This is a genomic window from Rahnella rivi, from assembly GCF_019049655.1.
Classification (GTDB): Bacteria; Pseudomonadota; Gammaproteobacteria; order Enterobacterales; family Enterobacteriaceae; genus Rahnella; species Rahnella rivi.
In genome coordinates this window covers 42,539-64,790 of the sequence record NZ_JAFMOX010000057.1, presented here as the reverse complement: position 1 = coordinate 64,790, position 22,252 = coordinate 42,539, and the positions used below count along the sequence as shown (strand labels likewise).

The following is a 22,252-nucleotide window of genomic DNA, read 5'->3' as shown; positions in this document are numbered from 1 at the left end:
GCATTATGCGGGCCGGTATCCGGTGTTATTTAAACAGTGAGCGATAGGTATCAACGTTGGTTTTGGTAACCACGGTGGCCGGTACCAGAATTTTCTTCGGTACGGTTTTCCCGGCGGTGATGTCGTTTAGCGCCTTCAGTGCCTGAGCGCCCATCTGCTCAGGATCCTGTTGCAGCACTGCCGCGACGTAACCGCCATCAATGCCACTGATGGCTTTCGCCGTCAGATCCCAGCCAAATACCTTGATATCTTTCTGACGCCCCTGGTTTTCCACCGCAGCAATCGCGCCCAGCAATGCCGGTTCACCCGTGGCGTAAATGGCGGTGAGGTCAGGGTTGGCCGTGATGAGGTTTTCCGCGGCGGTCATCGCACTGTCCTGCACGTTGCGGCCATCCACCACATCAGCCACGGTGATCTTCTTGTTAGCTTTGAGGGTGTCTGTGAAACCTTTCTGGCGATCGTTTTGAATGGCAGAGTTCAGCGCACCCACAATGCCGACGTGCGCTTTGTCATTCATATTTTTTTTCACGTATTCAAGGAAGTATTTACCGAGGATCTTACCGCCTTCGATATTATCCACGCCGACCTGCGCCGCCTGCGGCCCGTCCGGCAGCACGGCATCAATGGCGATCACCGGAATGTGCGCCGCCGCCGCTTCCTTAATGGCTGGCATAATACCGTTGACGTCGATAGCATCGACCAGAATGCCTTTCACACCTTGCTGAATATAGTTTTCGATAGCGTCATTCTGTGCCACCGGATTATCCGTGGCATTAAAAATCACCAGATTTTTACCGCTGGCCTTGGCTGCGTCCGTCGCGCCTTTATTCATGAGATTAAAGAATAACGCCTGTTGGTTAATTTGCACCAGGGCATAAGTGGGTTCTGCGGCTATTGCACCAGACATGTAAGTACCTGAAGAAAATAATGCTATGACGAGCGCTAAAACACGAAATTTTCCGGTGTTGAATATCATTGTTTTTGTCCTCATTGGGATTGAGATATAACCAGCATTGCCCGGGCGAATAATCGCTGAGCACAGAATGTGTTGGCAGGACAAATAGCAAAGTGATCGTCGTAAACCTGTTAAAAAAACAGGCTGATTGCTGAGGCCGGTAAAAAAGCATTTAAGCAACCGGTCCGTTTCGGTGCGTGGATAAAATGCGTTTTACCGGTTGGGAATTGCTTCCCGGGTGGTGCAGGTAAACTGGCTATTACAATTCTCTGACTCGGATTTTTTGTCAAGTGCTATTTTTTTGCGTCGCGTTCAGGGCGGAAAATGCTATAACAATCACGCTCAATTATGTTACTGATACCTTTTATCCAACGTGGCCTGATGATGAAAAAACGCGTGCTGTTATCCGATGTGGCAAACCTTGCCGGTCTTTCCAAGGCCACCGTGTCGCGCTACATGAACAACAGCATCGTATTGCCTCAGAACACGGTCAGCCGGATTGAATCCGCAATCGCACAGCTCGATTACCGGGGGAACAGCCTTGCCCGTCGCCTGAGTAAGGGCGGAAGCGAAACCCTCGGTCTGGTGCTGTCGGACATCACCAACCCCTTCTTCGCCGAACTGGCGGATGCGGCCGAAGAGGCTGCGTTCGAACACGGCTACAGCCTGGTTTTATGTATCACCCGCAACAATCCCGAGAAAGAAAGTCAGTTTATTCGCTGGCTGGATACCTGCCAGGTCGATGGTCTGCTGTTTGCCACTAACCGACCGGATAACGGATCGCTATGCAAAGAAATCCAGCGCCATCAGCGCATTGTCCTGCTCGATGAAGATATTCCCGGCAGTTTTGCGCCGAAGGTTTTTGCCGACAACGTGCAGGGTGGCATGCTCGCTACACAGGAACTGATTGCCGCCGGGCACCGCGACATCGCCTTTATCGGCGGGCCGGACGCACTGATGAGCGTGCGCGAACGTTATCAGGGCTTCTGCACCGCGCTGGCGCAGGCCGGTCTGAGCTGTCCGCCGGAGTGGGTGATGTATGGCGACTACCGGCGAGAATTCGGTCAGCACGCCTTGCACAAGCTGTTCAGCCACACAAAACGCCCGACCGCCGCGTTCGCCGCCAGCGATTTTCTGGTGCTCGGCCTGCTCGATGGTTTGCGCGATTTGGGGCTGCGCGCGCCGGAGGCGCTGTCGCTGGTGGGTTTCGATGATGCCAGCTATGCCGACTTCACCCAGCCACGGATCTCCACCATCCGCCAGCCCGCACGGGAACTGGGGCGGACGGCGGTCAGCCTGATGTTGCGGCTGCTCAACGGCGAAGAAAATGTCCCCGCTGAAACCCGTCTGCCCGTTAGCTGGGTAGGGCGTGATTCCATCCAGCAACGCTCACCCGATCCAAAATAGCGCAAATTGCGCACGATTTTAGCGCATGAAGTGTTCGCATAGCCTGATCGGGTAAACCGGTTTACCTCGCGATTAAAATTTATTCATCGCAATTACAGACAGTTAAAAATCTTCGATTCCCCTTTACCTGCGCTCTGGCATGGAAGCTGCTTAGTTCACTGTGGCTAACAAGTAGTGAAGCGTTTTGTCCCACGGGCACTGGAGACAGTTCTGTTATTCAGGTAAACCGGTTTACAAGGGTGTAAGCCGTGAATAACAGAACCTTTTTCTCCGCGCCATCCAACCCCTAATAACCGATATCGGGTGACAGGAGTTCCAGATGCAACAGGCTAAACCCGGCATACCGCGGGTAGAAATGGTCAATATCACCAAGACTTACGGGTCAATTCGTTCACTGCGCGGCGTGAATCTCAAACTGGAACCGGGCGAAGTGCTGGGGCTGGTGGGGGATAACGGCGCGGGGAAATCGACGCTGACCAAAGTGTTGTCCGGTGCGGTTGTACCGACCAGTGGCGCTATCCGCGTGGATGGCGAAGTGATGCACTTTACCAATCCGGCGGATGCCCGCCGCTGCCATATCGAGATGGTGTATCAGGATCTGTCGCTGTGCGACACCGTGGATGTGGCCGGTAATTTATTCATGGGGCGCGAGCCGCTGAAACACGTGCTCGGCATTCCCTTTCTTGACCAGACAAAAATGCACGCTGATGCACGCGAGATGCTGAAAGGGCTGGGAATTTCGATCCCTGATACGCATCTGCTGGTGCGCAATCTCTCCGGCGGACAGCGACAGGCGATTGCGATTGCCCGCGCTGCCGCGTTCGACCCGAAAGTGCTGATCATGGATGAACCGACCGCTGCGCTTGCGGTAGCCGAAGTGGAAGCGGTGCTGGAGTTGATCCGCCGCGTCAGTGCCAGAGGCGTTAGCGTGATTTTAATCACTCACCGGTTGCAGGATCTGTTCCTGGTCTGCGACCGCATCATGGTGATGTACGAAGGCACCAACGTCGCGGACCGCAGGGTGGCCGACACCAGTCTGGGAGACATCGTCAATCTTATTGTCGGTGAGAAATTCACCGCGCAATCTGCCGCCGCGCATTGAGGTTAACAGGATGAGTATGATCAATTTAAGCGGTTCACGTGTTATCCGGCATTCGCTGCCGCGCCGCATACTGCACAACCACTCAGGCGTGGTGAGCATTGCGCTGTTTTTTATCTTCTGCTGCGTGGTGTTTTCGCTTATCACCAATAACTTTCTCAGCAGCGCTAACTGGCTGAATATCGTTCGTCAGAGCGCACCGCTGCTGATCGTCGCGACGGCCATGACGCTGGTGATCACGACCGGCGGTATCGATCTCTCGGTCGGCTCGACGCTGGCGCTGGTCGGCGCGCTCTCCGCGATTGCGCTGAACTACTGGGGGTTGCCGTGGCCGGTTGTGTTAATCGGCGGACTGGTGCTCGGCGGGCTGGTGGGAGCGATAAACGGGTTTTTCATCGCCTACGAGGGGATCCCGGCGTTTATCGTGACCCTCGCCATGCTGGCGGTGGTGCGCGGTGTTGCGCTGCTGATTACCCAGGGTTATTCCATTCCGATCCCGCAAGACAGCCTGTTCGCCTTTATGGGACGCGCCTGGGTAGTCGGCATTCCGATGCCTGCGCTGATTGCCATTTTTGCTCTGGGTATCGGACATATCGTGCTGAATCACATGCGCTTTGGCCGCTACGTCACGGCGATTGGTGCTAACGCCGAAGGCGCACGCCGCAGCGGAATCAACACTAAAGCGGTCACGATGCGCGTGTATATCATCAGCGGCATGGCGGCAGCACTGGCCGGGATGATTATTACTGCACGTCTTGGCAGCGGATCGTCGAATCAGGGCGAAGGGTTTGAATTGCAAGTGATCGCCGCCGTTGTTCTCGGCAGCACCAGCCTGTTCGGCGGTTTCGGCACCATCATCGGCACGCTGCTGGGCGCGATGTCGATTGCGATTATCCAGAACGGCCTGATTTTGTCGCACATTTCCCCGTTCTACACCCAAATCGCCACCGGGACGATCATCCTGCTGGCCATCTGGCTAAACACCCGCATTCTCAACCCGGCGCGAACGCCGTCGAAAGGATAGCCAATGAAAGGGTCTATTTTTCGCCATGCGGATCCCTTGCCGGTCGGCATTGGCAGCGGTCATGTGATGACCGTACTCGGGCCGCTCCCGTTAGCCGAAATGGGCGTCACGCTGATGCACGAACATATTCTGCTGGATGCCTCGGGCAAGTGGGTCGCGCCATGCTGTTGCAGCGATCGCCACGTCGCCGAAATGCCGGTGTCTATCGAGAATCTGGGTGAACTGTCGCTCAATCCGCTGATGAGCCGCGATAACTGCCAGCTGTTTGATGTGGATGTGGCGATTGAAGAGCTGATGAAGTACCGCGCGCTGGGCGGGCAAACGGTGGTCGATCCCACCAATATCGGCATCGGGCGTGACCCCAAAGCGTTGCAACGGATTTCGCGCCTCACCGGCCTCAATATTGTCATGGGCACCGGCCTGTATCTTGAGCCGTCACACCCGGAATGGGTGAAAAGCATCTCGCTGGAACAGCTAACCGAAAAGCTGATTTATGACGTCGGCGGCGCAGAGAATAAGCCGGAAGTCATTGCCGGGCTTATTGGCGAAATCGGGGTTTCCAGCCGCTTTACGCCGGATGAAGAGAAATCGCTGCGCGCCGCAGGCCGGGCGAGCGCGGCTACCGGCGTGCCGATCGAAGTGCATCTGCCGGGCTGGGAACGCCTCGGCCACAAAGTGCTGGATATCCTCGAGCACGAAGGGGCGGATCTGCGCCATACCGTGCTGTGCCATATGAACCCGAGCTTTGCCGACAAACGTTATCAGCGCGAGCTGGCGCAGCGTGGCGCATTCCTCGAGTACGACATGATCGGCATGAGCTACTACTACGCCGATGAATCTGCGCAGTCGCCGTCGGACGAAGAGAACGCGCGGGCGATCCGCGAGCTGATTGATGATGGTTTCATCGGACAAATTCTGCTGTCGCAGGACGTGTTTTTAAAAACCATGCTGACTCGCTACGGCGGCCACGGTTACGGCTACATCCTGAAGCATTTTGTTCCCCGTTTGCGCCGGCATGGCGTCAGCGGCGAGCAGCTTGAAAACATAATGATTAATAACCCGCAGCGTGTCTTTGGCGGAGAATAAGGAGAAGGTGATGAACAAGAAAATCCTGCTGGTCGGTGAATCCTGGACCAGCACATCCACGCATATCAAAGGTTTCGACCAGTTTGCTACAGCAACCTGGCACAACGGCGCGACCGATTTTCTCGCCGCGCTGGCGGACAGCCACTACGAGATCACGCACATGACTGCCCACGAAGCGCCGGTCAGTTTCCCACTCACGCTGGCGGAATTACAGCAGTGGGATGCGATCATTCTTTCGGATATCGGTGCCAATACGTTGCTGCTGCACCCGGACACCTGGCTTAAAAGCCAACGCACCGCCAACCGCCTGACGCTGATCCACGATTACGTGGCCGCAGGTGGCAGCCTGATGATGATCGGTGGCTATTACAGTTTCCAGGGGATCAACGGCGGGGCGCGTTATCACAATACGGCGGTGGAAAAGGTTTTACCGGTGCGCTGTCTGGCATGGGATGACCGAATCGAAACACCGGAAGGCATCTATCCTGAGATCAAAGAACCACACGCGGTATTCAGTGATATCGCCGGTGACTGGCCGTGGTTGCTGGGCTACAACGAAGTAGAAATGCACCCGGAAGGCAAGCTGCTGGCGACGGTGGCCGGGACGCCGCATCCGCTGGTCGCGATACGGGAATATCAGCAGGGAAGATCGCTGGTGTGGACCAGTGATATGTCTGCACACTGGCTGCCGGCTGAATTTGCTGCCTGGCCGGGCTACCGCCAGTTGTGGGTGAATTGTCTGGACTGGCTGACGGAGAAAGTGTGATGACCGGCGCTACCTTGTCACTGGCACAACAACTTCTCGGTTTCAACACCATCAATCCACCCGGCGATGAGGCGGCCTGCATGGCGTTTTTTGCCGACTGGCTGCAGGTGCAGGGTTTTGACGTTACGCTCAGCGGCTTTGGCGAAAAACGTTTCAATCTGATCGCCCGTCTACACGGCAGCAAACCGGGCAAACCGCTGGCTTTTACCGGGCATCTGGATACCGTGCCCTTGGGTAATGAGTCCTGGCAGTACGATCCGTTCGGTTCTGACCTGACGTCTGACCGGTTGTACGGTCGCGGTTCGAGCGATATGAAGGCCGCCGTAGCCGCGTTTGCTGTGGCCTGCGTGACACATCAGGCCGCCATCCGGGCAGGAAAGGGCGTGGTGATGATCATTACCGGCGGAGAAGAAACCGGCTGTGACGGCGCAAAAGCGCTGATCGACGCGGGCGAACTGCCGCCGGTGGGCGCGCTGATCGTCGGGGAACCGACGGCCAACTATCCGGTCATCGGCCATAAAGGTGCGCTGTGGTTGCGCTGTGAAACGCGCGGAAAAACGGCGCACGGCGCGATGCCTGAGCTGGGGATCAACGCTATTTATCTCGCCACCGAAGCGCTGGGGAAAATCCAGCATTTCGAACCGGGCGCGGCTCACCCGCTGATGAAAAAGCCGACGCTGAACGTCGGGCGCATTCGTGGCGGGCTGAATATCAATTCGGTGCCTGATCACACCGAATTTGATGTGGATATCCGTACCGCGCCAAATCTGCAACATGCGACCATCCGGCAGAATCTCACGACAGCACTCGGTGACAACGTCACCATTTCAACGCTGGTGGATTTACCCGCAGTGCTCAGCCCGCAGGAAAACGGCTGGATAAGCGGCGTTTACCGGCGTTGTCAGAAGCTGCACTCCGCCACGCTGAAGGCGAAAATCATGCCGTACTTCACCGATGCGTCGCTGCTGTTACCGGCGCTCGAGCATCCACCGTGCATTATTCTCGGGCCAGGTGAACCGGGCATGGCGCATCAGACGGATGAATATTGTCTGCTGAGCCGTCTGGAGGAAGCGGAAATTATCTATGGCGAGCTGATTACGGACTGGCAGAGTTCGGAGGAAGTCTGAAATCGTGGCTACTCCCGGACGCGTTCTGCGACTGGGATAGTATATTATGGGGGAATACCGGCCTGATGTTGATTAGAAACAGTTCATTTCAAATGCCTAACCTTTATCAGTCTTTATCCCCGCAATACCCTGGAGTTAAGATATCTAACTATCCCTTTCCTGTGGGGCATGAAAATCAGCTTCGGCATACCTAACCATAAAGTAAGGTGTATTATGAAAAACAATTTGTTACTTGTTCTTATGACAGGATTTTCTTCATTCGTGGCAGCACAATCAGCCGAACATCTTGCGTCACAAAAGACATTCCCGTTATCTGATTTTATGCGCGCGGGGGTTTCTTTGAAGCATGAGGATTATCTGGGAAAAAAAGCGATAAAAATGCAAATGCCTTCCGAAAAGTTTCAGGATCCAGCAAAAGAAGTGCTTACAGACAGAACATTCATGGCATGGTTGCCGGTTGATTTTCATAACGGGACAATCGAGGCGGATATTGCCAGCACGCTAGCTCACGATGCCCCGGCTTATGCCCGAGGCTTCCTCGGCTTATCATTTCGAATTGATAAAGAAGAACGGTTTGAGAATATCTATCTGCGTCCAACAAACAGTCAGGCTGACGATCAGGTTCGGCGAAACCATTCGGTGCAATACTTCGCTTATCCGGATTACACCTTTGAACGACTGAGGAAAGAGACACCGGAAAAGTACGAAACCTATGCTGATATTGCCACCGAACGGTGGATTCATATGAAAATTACCGTTTCTGGCCAGCAGGCCAGGTTGTATCTGGATCATAGTCCTAAACCTGCTTTAATCGTCAATGACCTGAAATTAGGCAGTGAAGCACGTGGAGGTGTCGGGGTATGGATCGAATCTGGCACGATTGCATATTTCAAGGACCTGAAAATCAGCAGCGAATTACCAGATGCACATCCTCAGAAGGTAGAATAAAAATCATGACGTTTTGGCGAGCCTGAAATATATAATCCCTGTACTTTCATCTTTTGATTCTTTCCCACGCATTGTGCATTTTGTGATGGTGGCTCATGCCCAGGGTTTTACCGAACCTGCGTATAAGTTGGGTATCTCTAAATCAGCCATTGGGAAAGTATCAGATTACTGGAGTAAAATCTGGGAACGGCGCTACCCCTTCGCTTGCGTTTTTTTACGTTTCGGCTTTACGCTAACGTATCTTTTTGTTACTTGTCCTGGCGTAACCGATGTCAACCGTCATTTCTACCGAATCTTTTAGCAACATCGTCCATTTTGTGACGGCTGCAAACTCAAGAAGCTTTACCGAAGCGGCTGAGCAGTTGGGCGTCTCCAAATCGGCAATTGGCAAGAGTATACAGCGGCTTGAGCACAACCTCGGGATCCCGCTATTTCATCGCACCACGCGTAAGATAAGTCTGACTACTGAGGGCGAGGCCTATCTGGCGAGCTGCCAGAGTGCACTTGAAACGCTGCAAATGGCAGAAATGGCGCTGCGTTCTAAGCTCACTGAACCCACAGGCACCGTGAGGATCGATTTGCCTGCGGCTTTTGGCCGCTCGGTGATGATGCCGGTGCTGATGGACATGACAAAACGCTATCCGCATCTGAAGCTGACCATCACGTTTAATGACCGCATCATAGACCCGCTGGATATAGGTTTTGACCTCGCCATCCGCTTTGGTCCGGTGAAAGACACCACCGATCTCATCGCCCGCAAACTCAACGATCAGCATCTGATTATCTGCGCGTCTCCTGCCTATATTACTACTTACGGCACCCCTGAAACGCTGGCCGATCTTGCACACCACCGCTGCATTCTGGCCTGGCGGGGTGGGGCGCCGCTTAGCTGGCGGATCCGTGATGAGGGTGGGAAGGAGATCAGACTTAAACCTACGCCTTTTCATCAAATCAGTGATGGCGATGCAATGATAGATGCTTGTATTGCCGGAGCCGGTTTAATTCAGTTTCCCGAAGCGTTACTGCGTCCGCATATTCAGAGTGGCAGGTTAGTGCCGCTGCTGAGCACCTGCAATCCCGCGCCCACCGAACTCAATGTGATATGGCCACGCGCCCGGCATTTGCTGCCTGGTGTTCGCTTTATTATTGATGAGTTAATTGAGTTAGCCGCGCGGAAAGCATTCGAGTGATTGTAGACTCCAGTTCTACACTATGTCCTCTTTTACCCTGTTTATCCACTTAAGCTATCCGCGTAGGATTTCTTCAACGTCAGCCTGACTGACCTTTTATCCATACCTGAAGGAGTTCTGCCATGCCTGTAGTCAATATCCAGATGTTTGAAGGTCGTGATGAGGCTAAACCTGCTATCGCAAAAGCCGTGACCGACGCTATCGCCACTCATGCCAACGTTGATCCTCAGTATGTCTATGTCATTTTCAACGACGTCACCACTGATAACTGGGCCATTTCAGGTGAGCTTTTTTCTGAAACACTGAAAAAATCGAACTGACATCCTGCGTTTCTTGATTTTATCCGCCGTTATGCTTCGCGCATAACGGCGTATTCCTCTTGCGGCGAATGTCTCCCGCTCTTCTTTGCCCACTTTCCTGCCGCCCTTATTTTGGAGATTACAATGAAAAATGAAATTACCTGCGTGTTTAACCTGGCCGTCCGTGACGGACAATTCCCTGCATTCAAAGAATTAGTATCACGCGTGGTGGACGCCACCCGTAAAGAGCCCGGCACGCTGAGTTATGTCTACAGCGTCAGTGAAGATCAGCAAACGGCACACATCGTTGAGCGTTATCGTCAGGAAGATGTGGTGAGCCATGTTGATCACACGTTCGCACCTTTTGCCGAAACATTTCTCTCTTTAGTCACCATTACCGGCCTGACAGTTTATGGCGAACCCGATGATGAAATCCGCAAACGGTTAGATGCGTTTGGTGCCGTGTATATGACACCCTTTGATGGATTTACCCGTTAATTTTTTAGATTTAAAGTGATGAAAGATTCTGCTATGAAACTTTACGTTTACGATCATTGCCCCTTCTGCGTACGTTCACGCATGATTTTTGGCTTGAAAGAGGTTGCGTGTGAAATCATTACTCTGCCAAACGATGATGAAGAAACGCCAGCGCGCCTCATTGGCAAAAAAATGCTTCCCGTCCTTGTCACTGAAAGCAATGAAGCGATGGGTGAGAGCCTGGACATCGTCAAATACATTGATGAGACTTACGGTTCGTCTGTCCTGAAAATGTCTGATAATCCAGAAATCGAAACCTGGATGGAAGAAGCAACAAAACTGATATATCCGCTGGCAATCCCGCGCTGGGCAAACTCGGACTTGGAAGAATTCCGACAAGATGCTGCGAGACAATATTTCGTCAACAAAAAAGAAGCTGTTTTCGGTCCGTTCCAACGTTTGCTGGAACAAACCGAAATCATGGTTAACGAAATGAATGTACAACTTGAGATTCTTGAAGGGCTGTTCGCACAGCAAGAGAGAGACTCTGAGTATTTTTCGCTCACGGATATCCGTCTTTTTCCGCTGCTGCGCTCATTATCTATCGTAAAAGGGATTCACTGGCCGCCACAGATTGATGCATGGCGGAGAGAGATGGCCCTGGGAACCCGGGTTAATCTCAATGACGACATCGCTACGTGAACCCATGTCTGTCACTCTTTCAGTATAGGGATTTATGCCCCCAATCAGAGTGGGAAGGATCATCTGAATGAACAGAATGTTCACAACGTTTATAGGACTGTGTATGTCTGCAATCACAGCACACGCTGCTGAAATACGCCCAAATCAACCTTTGCACTGGTTCGGACAGCAGTCAAATAGCTACCAAAGTGCCACCCCTTACGGCAATAACACGAAAGCCGGACACTATGTGCAGTCTGGTGATGCTAAAATTTATTATGAGGTTTACGGTTCTGGTGAACCTGTGGTCTTGCTGCACGGAGGAATTGTCGGCTCCATGGCAGAAATGGGCGAATTTGCTGACAAACTTAAAAACAATCACCTGGTCATTTTGGTGAACACCCGTGGACACGGAAAATCGGACATTGGGTCAGTCACACCAGACTATAAACAAAAAGCGAAAGACCTTCTTGAGGTACTTTTGGCTTTAAACATTTCTAAAGCAGATATAATCGGTTTTAGTGACGGTGCCTATACGGGGTACCAGTTCGCCGCTGATTATCCAAAGCAGACCAACAAACTCGTCGCGATTGGCGCAGGTGAATGGGCTAAAGGCTTTGTCCAGGGCGGGCGTAAAGATCGTGATATCCCCTTACAGTCTGTTATCGACCTTGATCCACGGTACTGGGCTGAGCAGGCAGAAATTCGTCCGCAGCACGATAAAGTGACTGAGTGGTATAAACAAGCTAATCGACAATACGATCAGACTATCGTCGGTAAGTCTCTGTTCCAGACAATCCATGCGCCGGTGCTTGTTATGGCAGGTGAAAAGGATATGAATGCACCAATTGATACCGTGATCGCTGCCTATAAAATGCTGCCGGATGCGCACCTCGCAATCATTCCTGATGCCCCACATCCTGCTTTTGCCGTAAATTTTGATGCCGTCTGGGCGAGTATTGCGCCTTTTCTGGGAAGTAAATAAGGTCAAGGCAGTATTACTGGATATTTGTCTGCTTCCTGAGGCGAAAATACTGCTGATTGTTGCTGAAGCCCCGGCTTACGCGAGGGGATTTATTGGTCTGACTTTTCGTATTGATGAGTCAGACCAGTTTGAACGTATTTATCTCCGGCAGACAAACAACCAGGCTTATGACCAACTGATTTGAAAAGTGGTTTATATTATTTCAATCCTAACCCAACCTTGTTCAGTATAATAGATATGACGTTTGAGGCGTGCACCACGAGGGGATCATTACGACGATCAGGGTGCTTTGCTATCCAAATATCCAGGTTGAGCATAGATTCATCTACCTCGAGCTTAACCAAACGCTTATCTTTATCTGCAAGAAAGCATGGCAAACCTGCAACGCCAGCTCCTGAACGAGCACTTTCATACTGATGGCTTAGATCAGCCATTTCACATGAAACCCGCTTTTCACCGATAATTCCATCCAACCATTGTTTATGTTCAAAATTGTTAACGCGTTCAGGATAGGCTATGTATTCCCATAATTCAGGCGATTCAAGATGCTCATAATTACTGGCTGCATATAAAGCGAAATTCATTTTACCGACTTTTTTTATGATATCAGTGTCTTTAATTCCTGGGGATAATCTAACGGCAAGGTCTGCTTCGAGACGAGATAGAGAGACAAAGTGGACATCGCTCAATATCGATATGAGGATTAGAGGTAATTCCTGGGATAATGCCCACATGTTTGTAGCAAAGAAATGCCTGGACAGGATAGGTGGGGCGGAAATAGTCAACTTCTCTCTTTGTTCTTTATTCGTTATAGACAGTCGCTCAATTTTAAAAGTGTATGCCTCTATCTCAATCGCTTCTGCAAGAATAATTCGCCCCGGTTCGGTCAACCTTGCCTCACGAGGAAGCCGCTCGATAAGTTTCAATCCAAGTTCAGCCTCAAGTGACATCAGACGGCGGCTCACCGTCGCCTGATCAACATCCAGGGCTTTAGCTGCACCTGATAGCGTTCCTGCTCTGGCTATGGCAACGAAAAAACGAAGATTTTCCCAATTCATTATGTATGCACTTTTGCATGGATAGTGTGCATATTTTAGTATTTATACATGTTCAGGCAAGCCTTATTATGACATTAGTTTTTCAATTGCCGGATAGACATAATGTCAAAATATACCCCTTCGTTGATAGCCATACAGCTCGCCACCTGTATGGGGTTCCTCGTAGTTCAACTCGATGTGAGCGTTGTCAATGTTGGCTTAGGCTCTCTTAAAAATGCCTTCAATACCAACCTTACTGGTCTTCAGTGGGTGATTAACAGCTACGCATTAGTATTTGCAGCGTTGCTGATTATTGGTGGGGCTTTTGGGGACAAGTTAGGGGCGAGAAACATTTTTACCTGGGGGTTTTCCTTATTCACGATTGGCTCCATCGGATGTGGCCTTGCAGATAGCATGTCTGTGCTCATTGCACTGAGAGGAGTGCAGGGTATGGGAGCAGCCCTGCTTGTGCCTACGTCACTGACACTAATTAGACTGTCATTTACCGATCCGGCCATGAGAAGAACCGCGGTAGCAACCTGGGGGGCCTGTGGGGGAATAGCCTTAGCTGCGGGGCCAGTTTTAGGAGGCGTTTTAATTGAGTATTTCGGATGGCGCAGCGTTTTCCTCATTAATGTGCCACTGGGCTTACTCGCGATTTTCCTGATTTTGCGTTCAGCTCCACCCTCGCCACGGGTAGATAAAAAAGTCGATGAATTAGGCCAGGGAACGATTGCGATAAGTATTGCGGCATTAACCTATGGATTAACTCAGTCAAGCTCTGAGGGATGGACCCGGGGACCTTTAGCCATGATGGGCGTTGCGGCGATATTTTTAGCGCTATTTATCCTGGTTCAGAGGCGCGCTGCATTCCCTATGCTGCCCCCGCGTCTGGCCAAAAATAAGGTTTTAGCCACCACAGCGCTCTGCGGTGCGGTAATCAATCTGACGTTTTATGGCACTGTCTTTGACCTGAGCATCTATTTCCAGAGCATTCTTCATTACGATGCAATCAAAACCGGACTATCTTTTATTCCATTAACGGCTGTGCTGACAATATCTACAATGGTTTCCACTCGGGTAGCAAAAAAAGTCAGCGATATCCGGATTATCACTACCGGCTTTAGTGTTCAGATAATCGGATTTATTTTGCTGTCACAGTTAACTGAGTCCAGCTCTTTATGGTTCCTGAACGGCACTATCATGATGGTCGGTATTGGCAGCGCAATGTCTGTACCTTCAATTACCAATTCTATGCTCTCTTCGGTATCTCAGGACGATGCAGGAATGGCTTCTGGTCTGATGGCATCTGCAAGACAAATTGGTGGCGTTATTGGTGTGGGTCTGTTTGGCGCCATGATTGCCCACAGTGAACTGCATTCATTTTCAAAGGGTATGGCGTATGGAATGTGGTTATCTGCGTTTAGTTTACTGATGTGCATAGGCGTTAACGCACTGGTATTTCGTCGGGATAAAGTCCAGGTAAACGCCTGACAGGGCTGTTATGCGACGTAAACGTTATTTTTAAGCATTCAGACTACGTGCTAGATAATAGTTTTTTAATATGTAATCACGTTCAACACAAATATGGAGCGATTTATGTCTACTTATTCTAAAAAGCAAACTGACCAAACGTCTGAATTTGAATCAGAAGGTGTAAAATCGGAAGAGCTAGTAAGTAGTGGCAGCGCATGGAATGGTAAAGCTTACGAAAAATACCCGGAAGGAAAGCCGCATTTAACCGTCATGAAAATGCACTTTGAGGCAAATACCACTTTGCCCTGGCACACTCACCCGATGCCTAATGTTGCCTATATTATTTCTGGATCCTTGACCATTGAAGATAAAGAAACAGGTACAAGTCATAAGTTTAAAGCAGGTGAAGCTTTTAATGAATCTGTAGACGACGTACATCGCGGTTTTACCACAGATGAGCCGGTCGAAGTGATCATTGTCTATGCCGGAGTTGAAGGACAAGAACTTTCAGAACCCTATAACTCCTGATCTTACCTAAAGCATACTTCTAAAGTATGCTTTTTAACCATAATTTAGCCCGCGCAACAGTGTTTAACAAACCGGAAGATTTAAAAGGGCATGAGTGTTTGATTTTTTCTCATCGGGTCTTAAAAAGTCCATGTGCGCAAAGGTTGGTCGTCGGATAACGCGGCGAGTGAAGGCATCTTCGGGCGGGGCAAAAATGAAATGTGCTATGGCAGAAACTGGGCAAGCACGACGCAGGAAGAATTTATCTGCGTCCAAGTATCATTGGGTGCAATGAGTCCGGTAAGTACCGGCAGCATCTGGGGATCACAACATAACCAATCCAACAAAACATCCGCATCTCCGAACACGACATTATCGCTTTGCGCTGACAACTTTGATGCGCATAATGTATATTATGTTAAATAACTGGTGCATTTAATCATTTCAGGTGTGGAATTTCGCATCCCCCCTTCGATGCATTGAATGTCCGTTTGGGAAAAATTAAATATAACCCCCGTCCACAAACTGAACTCAGAGCTTGCCCCAGTGCATGTTCTGAATAACAACCCTATATCCATCCATATCCTGGAAGGTCACCCCCTTGCGGTCCCAGTAGGGATTAAATGATTTAACTCTGGCGAAGCCAGCATCATCCATATTTGCGCAGGTGGTTAGCCAACTGTCTTTCTCAGGAAAATATAGAACCAGGAGATCTTCATCAGAAGGCGAAGGTAACACTGGATGTGCATGACACTGAGTGAATTCAAGGTGCCAGGGTAAACCATCCATCCCTAACATGTATCCGCTGAATCCATCGTGATCTGTAAACTCACCGATTTTTTCTAATCCAAGCCCGTTACAGTACATTGCACAACTTTTGCTTAGTGTGCTGACAGGTCTGGCTATCCTCATATGCTGCAATGCCATAAATACCTCTCTGCTTTATTTGTATTCATCATAACTGGCAAAAAGCAGTCTGCAAAACACACTCACCGTTCCAGTGCACGCCTGTAGTCGATTCTCAGCAAAGCCCCTGAATAAGGCATCGTTTTTAAAAGCGTTTCCGACAGGCCAAGTCGTGCTGAGGTGACATACAGATAACGATCATCATCTGTAAAGGAACAACTTGTTGGTCGCTGAACCGGAAGATGAATCCATCGCTCGATTTCTCCTTGCGGAGATATCCGCGCGATGGCAGCACCGTCAAAGAGGACACTCAGGAGAAATCCATGCTGATCAACGATAAGTCCGTCAGGCTTACCCTTTTTTGGATGAATGCTGATAACTTCCCTTCTGTTACTGGCCTCGCCTGAGCCAGGGTCGTTATCGTATCCGTAAATGATGCCACGCCGGGAATCCGTCACGTAGAGTGTTTTGCCGTCGGGGCTCCAGGTAATTCCATTGATAAGCGTGAAACCAGAATCGACGGTGTGCCACTTACCGTCTGGATCGAGACGATATAAATAGCCTGAACCGTCTTTCAGTTCTTCATCTATCAGCCCAACCCACAGGCGACCCGCGGAGTCCAGGCTCGCATCGTTGAGCCGAAAGCCCTCCTGTGCGTGTGGCGCAGTGGCGATCCTTCGCCTCTTCCCTGCTCTGTCTATTAGCTCAACATGGCAACCCAGGCCAATAATCAACTCTCCCGTATTTTTTTCCACGACAAACCCCAGCGGCCCGGGCATGGCGTGTGCCACATTCCGGCCCGTGGCGGGATCAAAAAAATTGAGAGAGCCCCGAAGAGTATCAACCCATAAAAGCCGGGCTCTTGAGCGGCTCCAGAGGGGTGACTCGCCCAGTACGGCCTTGCCAGGAAATGCCACCGTTACGCCATTCACTGTCGCGTTTCCACATGAGGTATCGCGATCGACTGCCATTTCTGCGCAACCTCCTGAGCGGTGGACGCTTTAACAGCGCGAAGATTTCGCGGATAGTCCACACCGGCGGCCTCCATCATTTTGGTTGCATGGAATTGCCCGTTCGCGGCGCGCAGGATCCATCCCCCTTCTGTGCATTCTGCTGAGGCAAGATAGGCCACTCCCGGTGCCACTTCCGAAGGGTGGAGTTCGTCAGGTTCTCCCTCAATTCCCCACATCCTCGTCTTGGCGACGGGTGATATAGCATTGACGATAATGCCATCGTTTTTGCCTTCACTGGCAAGGACATGGGTAAGTCCTATTACCGCCATCCTGGCTGCCGCATAGGAGGCAAGACCCTGCTGAACATACTGCGGATAAAGCGCCCGGCAAGATGTCGTCATGATGATACGGCCATAACCCGCATCTTTCATCGCAGGCCATGCCGCCTGTGCAAGCCAGAGAGGTGCCTTAGCGGCAATGGCCATCATATGATCAAAAGAACGTTCCTCTATTGACTCGATATTCTCGTACGCCACCCAACCCGCATTGTGGATCACAGCATCCAGCCGGCCTGCGACGTTGAGGGCGTCTGCACACAATTTATGGCAGCTCTCGCGTGAGGCCAGATCCCCTGAGATTGCGTGTACATTCAGCCCTTCCAGCCGAAGTGTTTCTGCCGCCCGTTTTGAAATATCAGGATTGGCCCCCTCCCCGTCAGAATTGGCACCGATATCCTGAATCAAAACCATTGCACCAAGCTGACCAATACAGCGGGCATACGCGAATCCCAATCCGCGCCCCGCACCGGTGATAAGCACTACCCGACCTTTAAAATCCACCATGCACCCCTCGTCGTTTCCATTCAGTTATTGTGAAAACAACATAGAGTGATACCTTTGATATATAAAATACTCTTTAGGTGGCTTCTTAATACTTTAATTGTATCGTGAGAAGATTGGCTCACTAACAAGAAGGATGGCGGAGATGACGACAGTGAGTCGGGCACGGATCACTTTACGCAGAATGGAGCAATTCATTGCTGTCGCGGAGGAGTTACATTTTCATCGGGCCGCGGAACGTCTGAACATGTCGCAGCCTCCGTTGACCAGTGCCATACAGAAGCTGGAGGAAGATCTCGGCGTCACTCTTATCGAGCGTGGTAACCGCGTGCTTGGCCTGACGCCTGCGGGAGAAAAGTTTGTCAGTGAGGCACGCAAAACCCTCCGGCAGGCTGAAAAAGCCATTGTTTCTACGCTGGATGTGGCTGAAGGTCGAACGGGTTTTTTACGCGTGGGTTATGTAGGAAGCGCACTTTACGGCCGGTTGCCCGATATTATTCGTGAATTCAGGGCAAGCCATCCGAAGGTACGGCTTGAGTTGCGAGAAGCCACAACCGCCGCACAGATTGCTGCTCTGCGAGACGGGACGTTGGACATCGGTGTACTGATCCCCCCGGTTGAAAAGGCTGATGACATCGAACAGGTAAATTTCGACACTGATCGTCTGTGTATGGCTATCCCAAAAGATCATCCTTTGAGTAAGCGTTCAGACCTTACGCTTGCCGGGCTTGCGGGTGAACCCTTCATTTTGTGGCCAATGCCTGAGGGGCGAAGCTTTCATTTGCAGGTTATCCGCCTTTGTGCTGAAGCAGGCTTTGTGCCGATCATTAATCAGGAAGCTCACGGGATGCATGCCGTGCTGTCACTGGTGTCTGTCGGAGGAGGCGTATCTGTCGTTCCTCAAAGTATGAGCGGCTTTCGGGGTGACCAGATTAGCTATCATCCCTTATCAGGCCCTGGAATTGAATTCGACCTCGTCATCGGCTATCGCCATTTGTCACCCTCGGCCCGCGCCTTCGTTCTTTCTACCGTTAAGTAGCGGCGGGGAAATCTCTGGGCGTCAGTAGTCATTTTTCGCTATGGGGAAAGAAGACAAAGGGGGATTATTTCAGGCAGGAAGTGCATAATTTATTGATAGTGAGACATCAGATAGCGTTTTGATAGTTTTCTTCTGAAGCGGGGGTAACTCAGTATGAATGTGCCGCAGACAAAATCCGAATTGCTTTTAGCCATTGATAAAAATTTCAATAAATTAATCAGCTATCTCAATGTCATTCCCCCTGAACTCACCTCCGATAAATCAATGGAAGGACATAGCAAAGGCACTGAAATGAGTATTCACAATCTGGTTTCCTATCTGATCGGCTGGAATACTCTGGTTGTAAAGTGGATCACTTACGATGAGAAAGGATTGCCCGTTGATTTTCCTGAAACCGGTTTTAAATGGAATCAACTTGGGCTTCTGGCGCAAAAGTTTTACTCTGATTATCGCGAATTGAATTACAGGGCGTTAATGACTGAGCTCGAGTCAGTAAAAGATCACATAGTGAAACTTATTGATGAACGCACTGATTGCGATTTATATGGTAAACCCTGGTACACAAAATGGACTATGGGGAGAATGATATCATTCAACACATCCTCACCCTATGCCAATGCTAATGGCAGAATAAGGAAATGGGCGAATAATAATAACATCAGCTTGAAATAAAAAACGCTGAAAACTTCTCCCCCTTTTCTTGTTTAGAGAGGTAATCTGTACTCTATGACACCTGGTTTTTCTGCTACCCGGTCATAAAGTCGCTGCGCGGTGACGTTTTTTTCCTGTGTATGCCAGTAGAGTCTTGCACATTGTTTCTCGCTGGCCTTTTGTTTAACATATTCGATAAGATGTTTTCCTATGTTTTTGCCCCGGGTATTTTCGGCAACAAAAAGATCTTCTAAATAACAGAATTCATTTACAGACCATGTTGAACCATGAAAAACGTAGTGAACGAACCCGAGAATTTCCTGCCCTTTCTTTGCCACTGCGCAATACATCTCTTCATCAGGATTTAAAAAACGCTTCCATGTTTCATTTGTAATGTCTTCAGACAACTGAACCTCATAAAACGCCTGATTGCTAAATATTATGCAGATACTCGCACGTCTTATTTAGAGCAAATGATACTTTCCACCTTCATTTCTGAAGGACACTATGCACGTCACGTCAGGCGGGTGAGAAAAGCATGCTACGAAAGCCAGCGGGTTATGATTGAAGCCATACAGTTACATTTACCCGAAATTATGTTCGCCAAACCTTCAGATTCAGGCATCCACGTTGTCTGTTGGTTATCGGAGGAAATTGATGAATCTTATATGATTGATCAGTGCCGTAAAGTGGGTTTAGGGGCACAGCCTCTTTCGCGATATTGCCAGACACCCCAAACAAGCCAGGCCATCCTGCTGGGTTTTGCTGCGCACTCACCCGCAGAAATCGTTGACGGTATAAAAAAACTCGCTCAAATATTCACCTGTTAATACCCGTTCCTCTCTTCTTCCTTGAACCAATGCGCTTGCGGATATGCCCGCTGGGAGACAAATTTACTCGTCTTTTCATCGGGTTACTTTGGCAAAAAAAAGCACCCAATGGGCGCTTTTGTATCAAAAAAATTTTATATTCTTAAAATTTAATTTATTATGTTTTTTTACAACGAGTGTTTCCCTAGTGTTGGCCGTCCATTGGCCTCCTCACACATTGTTCGGAGCAGTGTGTGAGGTTTCTTTTTCGTTGATGAAAGTATCATTCATAGTAATGGGCCGTAAGTTATACTTAAGTCCTGAAAAAACCTGTACTTAAGTATAGATGTCGGCATTAAGGGATAAGCAGCCCCTCAGGGAGTCAGTATGTTTAGTGCTTTTGAACAAAATCACACGATCACTGAAACATTGAAAGATTATATCGAGCGGAAACTGTCTCCGCTTGGCAGCCCCGACTACGCTTATACAGTTGTGAGGAAAAAAAACCCTGCGGAAGTCCTTATCATCTCAAGTTATCCTGATGAGTGGGTCAATCTCTATCGGGCCAACAACTTTCAGCTTACCGACCCGGTAATACTCACCGCATTCAAAAGAACCTCTCCCTTTGCGTGGGATGAAAATATCACGCTCATGTCTGACCTGAAATTTACAAAAATCTTCACACTTTCAAGACAGTACAACATTCTCAATGGCTATACCTTTGTGCTGCATGATCAGATGGGAAACCTGGCATTGCTGTCTATCATCATTGCCGACCACAGCCAGCAAGAGTTGGAAGAGCGACTAACGTCTGAACGTGGGAACCTGCAGATGCTTCTCATCGATATTAATGAACAGATGTATCGGCTTGTTGGCGGTTTATCAGCCCGCGGGCGTCAAATTACGGCAAGAAAGGAAAATAACATTTTCACCATCCGTGAAAATGAGGTGCTTTACTGGGCCAGTATGGGGAAGACCTATGCAGAGATTGCGACGATTATCGGCGTTTCAGTCAGCACGATAAAATTTCATATGGGAAATGTCGTTGCTAAGCTGGGTGTCAGTAACGCCCGCCAGGCAATCAGGCTGGGCGTTGAACTGGAGCTGATTATACCGGCAGCGTCAGCGGCCAGGTAAACACAGAGGCTGTTTGGCCGTTGAGTCCTCTGGCCATGATCCGCTGATCGTCCTCTCCGGCAGGAAGATAGATCAGATAGATGCGTTCCCGCTCGCTAAGAAATGCCTCTTTAAGTGTCTGTATTTGCCAGCCTGAGCGCTTCAATATCGTCAACATGGCACGGCTTACGATGGTGTAAATACCGGTATGTCCGTTGTCCTGAGCCCAGTTTATCATGGCAAGGAAAAGTACCTGACTCACAGGATAACGTTCGCCGAGAAGCTCCCTGGCCCGCAATTTGTCGACAAAAAAACGGCTCGACTCAACGCCCGCAGAAGGAAGTGGGATCGAATCAAAACACGCACGAAACGTATGAGTTATCATGTTTGGCTGGTCGAGAGGGGTAAAGCGCACGCTGCAAATGAGTTTCCCCTTATACAGCCCGAGAATATAGCGTGTTGAGTCATTATCGAACTCATCAAATTCCATATCTTGTTGGCAAACAACTTCCCATCCCAAACGATCACTGAAAGTTGTTTTTCTTAGACGGTAAAGTTCATCTACTCTGGTCATTCTGAGCTCTTCATAGCTCACGTCAAACAGTTCAAGCATCCCATCACCCTGTTATTAAAGCGTTGTTTCCCGTAAACCGTACATCATTATCCTACAAAACCGGGTAACCGCCGACCCGAAAATGAACGGAATAACTGGAAGTCATTAAAATAATAAATATCTCATCAAACCTCGCTAACAGGGAAGTTATCGTTCCGATCCCGCCTTCGCAACAATACCTGCGCGTTTATTGATTTGACTCAAATCTGAGCAAAGCGTAATCCGCAGGCAGATCTGGGTGGTGTCAGGCGCTATTTTGAAA

24 protein-coding genes and 2 pseudogenes are annotated in these 22,252 nt (G+C 50.0%); 19 read left to right on the top strand and 7 right to left on the bottom strand.

Annotated elements, in window-relative coordinates:
• Positions 1 to 25: 25 nt before the first annotated feature.
• Positions 26 to 976 (bottom strand): ABC transporter substrate-binding protein, encoded by a 951-nt coding sequence (locus J1779_RS10635; protein WP_217203732.1) that lies wholly within the window; start codon positions 974 to 976, stop codon positions 26 to 28.
• 360 nt (positions 977 to 1,336) lie between these two features.
• Between J1779_RS10635 and J1779_RS10630 the strand changes: the two genes are divergently transcribed.
• From J1779_RS10630 to J1779_RS10575, 12 genes are all read left to right on the top strand, one after another.
• The gene (locus J1779_RS10630; RefSeq protein WP_217203803.1) at positions 1,337 to 2,362 is read left to right on the top strand and encodes a LacI family DNA-binding transcriptional regulator; all 1,026 of its coding nucleotides are present in this window, start codon (positions 1,337 to 1,339) and stop codon (positions 2,360 to 2,362) included.
• Positions 2,363 to 2,717: 355 nt separating this feature from the next.
• Entirely contained in the window at positions 2,718 to 3,464 is a 747-nt protein-coding gene (locus J1779_RS10625) for an ATP-binding cassette domain-containing protein (protein WP_162237796.1), read from the top strand.
• A 19-nt stretch (positions 3,465 to 3,483) separates the two neighbouring features.
• Positions 3,484 to 4,485 carry an ABC transporter permease gene (locus J1779_RS10620; protein WP_162997907.1) on the top strand — a complete coding sequence of 334 codons (1,002 nt, stop codon included), beginning with the start codon at positions 3,484 to 3,486 and terminating at the stop codon, positions 4,483 to 4,485.
• A 3-nt stretch (positions 4,486 to 4,488) separates the two neighbouring features.
• Positions 4,489 to 5,571 (top strand): phosphotriesterase family protein, encoded by a 1,083-nt coding sequence (locus J1779_RS10615; RefSeq protein WP_056772444.1) that lies wholly within the window; start codon positions 4,489 to 4,491, stop codon positions 5,569 to 5,571.
• 10 nt (positions 5,572 to 5,581) lie between these two features.
• Entirely contained in the window at positions 5,582 to 6,337 is a 756-nt protein-coding gene (locus J1779_RS10610) for a glutamine amidotransferase (RefSeq protein WP_217203731.1), read from the top strand.
• Complete coding sequence (locus J1779_RS10605; RefSeq protein ID WP_217203730.1) at positions 6,337 to 7,464, top strand: M20 family metallopeptidase; 1,128 nt, start codon at positions 6,337 to 6,339, stop codon at positions 7,462 to 7,464. Before J1779_RS10610 ends, J1779_RS10605 begins: the two co-directional genes overlap by 1 nt.
• 213 nt (positions 7,465 to 7,677) lie before the next feature.
• The gene (locus J1779_RS10600; protein WP_217203729.1) at positions 7,678 to 8,412 is read left to right on the top strand and encodes a hypothetical protein; all 735 of its coding nucleotides are present in this window, start codon (positions 7,678 to 7,680) and stop codon (positions 8,410 to 8,412) included.
• Positions 8,413 to 8,681: 269 nt separating this feature from the next.
• Positions 8,682 to 9,602, top strand: a complete 921-nt coding sequence (locus tag J1779_RS10595) for a LysR family transcriptional regulator (RefSeq protein WP_217203728.1) — start codon at positions 8,682 to 8,684, stop codon at positions 9,600 to 9,602.
• A gap of 122 nt (positions 9,603 to 9,724) precedes the next feature.
• The gene (locus J1779_RS10590) at positions 9,725 to 9,922 is read left to right on the top strand and encodes a tautomerase family protein (RefSeq protein ID WP_217203727.1); all 198 of its coding nucleotides are present in this window, start codon (positions 9,725 to 9,727) and stop codon (positions 9,920 to 9,922) included.
• A gap of 123 nt (positions 9,923 to 10,045) precedes the next feature.
• Positions 10,046 to 10,399, top strand: a complete 354-nt coding sequence (locus J1779_RS10585; RefSeq protein ID WP_217203726.1) for a putative quinol monooxygenase — start codon at positions 10,046 to 10,048, stop codon at positions 10,397 to 10,399.
• A 33-nt stretch (positions 10,400 to 10,432) separates the two neighbouring features.
• The gene (grxB, locus tag J1779_RS10580) at positions 10,433 to 11,080 is read left to right on the top strand and encodes a glutaredoxin 2 (protein WP_217203725.1); all 648 of its coding nucleotides are present in this window, start codon (positions 10,433 to 10,435) and stop codon (positions 11,078 to 11,080) included.
• A 103-nt stretch (positions 11,081 to 11,183) separates the two neighbouring features.
• A complete protein-coding gene (locus tag J1779_RS10575; protein ID WP_217203724.1) occupies positions 11,184 to 12,044 on the top strand; it encodes an alpha/beta fold hydrolase in 861 nt (286 codons plus the stop codon).
• 197 nt (positions 12,045 to 12,241) lie between these two features.
• On the opposite strand, the gene J1779_RS10570 is transcribed toward J1779_RS10575, so the two are convergent.
• A complete protein-coding gene (locus tag J1779_RS10570; RefSeq protein WP_217203723.1) occupies positions 12,242 to 13,102 on the bottom strand; it encodes a LysR family transcriptional regulator in 861 nt (286 codons plus the stop codon).
• A 102-nt stretch (positions 13,103 to 13,204) separates the two neighbouring features.
• On the opposite strand from J1779_RS10570, the gene J1779_RS10565 reads away from it, so the two are divergent.
• From J1779_RS10565 to J1779_RS10555, 3 genes and pseudogenes are all read left to right on the top strand, one after another.
• Positions 13,205 to 14,575 carry an MFS transporter gene (locus J1779_RS10565; protein ID WP_217203722.1) on the top strand — a complete coding sequence of 457 codons (1,371 nt, stop codon included), beginning with the start codon at positions 13,205 to 13,207 and terminating at the stop codon, positions 14,573 to 14,575.
• 105 nt (positions 14,576 to 14,680) lie between these two features.
• Positions 14,681 to 15,085, top strand: a complete 405-nt coding sequence (locus J1779_RS10560; RefSeq protein WP_217203721.1) for a cupin domain-containing protein — start codon at positions 14,681 to 14,683, stop codon at positions 15,083 to 15,085.
• 138 nt (positions 15,086 to 15,223) lie between these two features.
• Positions 15,224 to 15,399, top strand: a pseudogene (locus J1779_RS10555) (IS3 family transposase); the annotation flags it as partial.
• 196 nt (positions 15,400 to 15,595) lie between these two features.
• On the opposite strand, the gene J1779_RS10550 reads toward J1779_RS10555, so the two are convergent.
• The 3 genes from J1779_RS10550 to J1779_RS10540 form a co-directional block, all read right to left on the bottom strand.
• The gene (locus J1779_RS10550; RefSeq protein WP_056772464.1) at positions 15,596 to 15,991 is read right to left on the bottom strand and encodes a VOC family protein; all 396 of its coding nucleotides are present in this window, start codon (positions 15,989 to 15,991) and stop codon (positions 15,596 to 15,598) included.
• 62 nt (positions 15,992 to 16,053) lie between these two features.
• Positions 16,054 to 16,941 carry an SMP-30/gluconolactonase/LRE family protein gene (locus J1779_RS10545; protein WP_238485131.1) on the bottom strand — a complete coding sequence of 296 codons (888 nt, stop codon included), beginning with the start codon at positions 16,939 to 16,941 and terminating at the stop codon, positions 16,054 to 16,056.
• On the bottom strand, positions 16,899 to 17,765 hold the full coding sequence (locus tag J1779_RS10540; protein WP_056772466.1) for an SDR family NAD(P)-dependent oxidoreductase: 867 nt from the start codon (positions 17,763 to 17,765) through the stop codon (positions 16,899 to 16,901). The genes J1779_RS10545 and J1779_RS10540 overlap by 43 nt, the downstream gene beginning before the upstream one ends.
• 142 nt (positions 17,766 to 17,907) lie before the next feature.
• Here J1779_RS10540 and J1779_RS10535 point away from each other — a divergent pair, with 142 nt between their 5' ends.
• Both J1779_RS10535 and J1779_RS10530 read left to right on the top strand, forming a co-directional pair.
• Complete coding sequence (locus J1779_RS10535; RefSeq protein WP_217203720.1) at positions 17,908 to 18,801, top strand: LysR substrate-binding domain-containing protein; 894 nt, start codon at positions 17,908 to 17,910, stop codon at positions 18,799 to 18,801.
• Positions 18,802 to 18,954: 153 nt separating this feature from the next.
• The gene (locus J1779_RS10530; protein WP_217203719.1) at positions 18,955 to 19,473 is read left to right on the top strand and encodes a ClbS/DfsB family four-helix bundle protein; all 519 of its coding nucleotides are present in this window, start codon (positions 18,955 to 18,957) and stop codon (positions 19,471 to 19,473) included.
• Between the two features lie 32 nt (positions 19,474 to 19,505).
• Here J1779_RS10530 and J1779_RS10525 read toward each other — a convergent pair.
• A pseudogene (locus J1779_RS10525) lies at positions 19,506 to 19,880 on the bottom strand (GNAT family N-acetyltransferase); the annotation flags it as partial.
• Between the two features lie 132 nt (positions 19,881 to 20,012).
• Between J1779_RS10525 and J1779_RS10520 the strand changes: the two are divergent.
• Positions 20,013 to 20,282, top strand: coding sequence for a hypothetical protein (locus tag J1779_RS10520; protein ID WP_238485130.1), 270 nt, complete (start codon positions 20,013 to 20,015; stop codon positions 20,280 to 20,282).
• A gap of 366 nt (positions 20,283 to 20,648) precedes the next feature.
• A complete protein-coding gene (locus J1779_RS10515; protein ID WP_056772482.1) occupies positions 20,649 to 21,398 on the top strand; it encodes a helix-turn-helix transcriptional regulator in 750 nt (249 codons plus the stop codon).
• On the opposite strand, the gene J1779_RS10510 is transcribed toward J1779_RS10515, so the two are convergent.
• Entirely contained in the window at positions 21,370 to 21,990 is a 621-nt protein-coding gene (locus J1779_RS10510) for an acyl-homoserine-lactone synthase (protein ID WP_122096641.1), read from the bottom strand. The two genes, J1779_RS10515 and J1779_RS10510, sit on opposite strands and share 29 nt — an antisense overlap.
• Positions 21,991 to 22,252: the final 262 nt, after the last annotated feature.

Coding starts and splice junctions, on each gene's coding strand:
- J1779_RS10575 (WP_217203724.1), top strand. CDS start 11,184: ATGTCTGCAATCACAGCACACGCTGCTGAAATACGCCCAAATCAACCT.
- J1779_RS10630 (WP_217203803.1), top strand. CDS start 1,337: ATGATGAAAAAACGCGTGCTGTTATCCGATGTGGCAAACCTTGCCGGT.
- grxB (WP_217203725.1), top strand. CDS start 10,433: ATGAAACTTTACGTTTACGATCATTGCCCCTTCTGCGTACGTTCACGC.
- J1779_RS10605 (WP_217203730.1), top strand. CDS start 6,337: ATGACCGGCGCTACCTTGTCACTGGCACAACAACTTCTCGGTTTCAAC.
- J1779_RS10600 (WP_217203729.1), top strand. CDS start 7,678: ATGAAAAACAATTTGTTACTTGTTCTTATGACAGGATTTTCTTCATTC.
- J1779_RS10585 (WP_217203726.1), top strand. CDS start 10,046: ATGAAAAATGAAATTACCTGCGTGTTTAACCTGGCCGTCCGTGACGGA.
- J1779_RS10560 (WP_217203721.1), top strand. CDS start 14,681: ATGTCTACTTATTCTAAAAAGCAAACTGACCAAACGTCTGAATTTGAA.
- J1779_RS10590 (WP_217203727.1), top strand. CDS start 9,725: ATGCCTGTAGTCAATATCCAGATGTTTGAAGGTCGTGATGAGGCTAAA.
- J1779_RS10595 (WP_217203728.1), top strand. CDS start 8,682: ATGTCAACCGTCATTTCTACCGAATCTTTTAGCAACATCGTCCATTTT.
- J1779_RS10625 (WP_162237796.1), top strand. CDS start 2,718: ATGGTCAATATCACCAAGACTTACGGGTCAATTCGTTCACTGCGCGGC.
- J1779_RS10510 (WP_122096641.1), bottom strand. CDS start 21,990: ATGCTTGAACTGTTTGACGTGAGCTATGAAGAGCTCAGAATGACCAGA.
- J1779_RS10550 (WP_056772464.1), bottom strand. CDS start 15,991: ATGGCATTGCAGCATATGAGGATAGCCAGACCTGTCAGCACACTAAGC.
- J1779_RS10540 (WP_056772466.1), bottom strand. CDS start 17,765: ATGGTGGATTTTAAAGGTCGGGTAGTGCTTATCACCGGTGCGGGGCGC.
- J1779_RS10545 (WP_238485131.1), bottom strand. CDS start 16,941: ATGGCAGTCGATCGCGATACCTCATGTGGAAACGCGACAGTGAATGGC.
- J1779_RS10610 (WP_217203731.1), top strand. CDS start 5,582: ATGAACAAGAAAATCCTGCTGGTCGGTGAATCCTGGACCAGCACATCC.
- J1779_RS10520 (WP_238485130.1), top strand. CDS start 20,013: ATGATTGAAGCCATACAGTTACATTTACCCGAAATTATGTTCGCCAAA.
- J1779_RS10615 (WP_056772444.1), top strand. CDS start 4,489: ATGAAAGGGTCTATTTTTCGCCATGCGGATCCCTTGCCGGTCGGCATT.
- J1779_RS10530 (WP_217203719.1), top strand. CDS start 18,955: ATGAATGTGCCGCAGACAAAATCCGAATTGCTTTTAGCCATTGATAAA.
- J1779_RS10635 (WP_217203732.1), bottom strand. CDS start 976: ATGATATTCAACACCGGAAAATTTCGTGTTTTAGCGCTCGTCATAGCA.
- J1779_RS10565 (WP_217203722.1), top strand. CDS start 13,205: ATGTCAAAATATACCCCTTCGTTGATAGCCATACAGCTCGCCACCTGT.
- J1779_RS10570 (WP_217203723.1), bottom strand. CDS start 13,102: ATGAATTGGGAAAATCTTCGTTTTTTCGTTGCCATAGCCAGAGCAGGA.
- J1779_RS10535 (WP_217203720.1), top strand. CDS start 17,908: ATGACGACAGTGAGTCGGGCACGGATCACTTTACGCAGAATGGAGCAA.
- J1779_RS10515 (WP_056772482.1), top strand. CDS start 20,649: ATGTTTAGTGCTTTTGAACAAAATCACACGATCACTGAAACATTGAAA.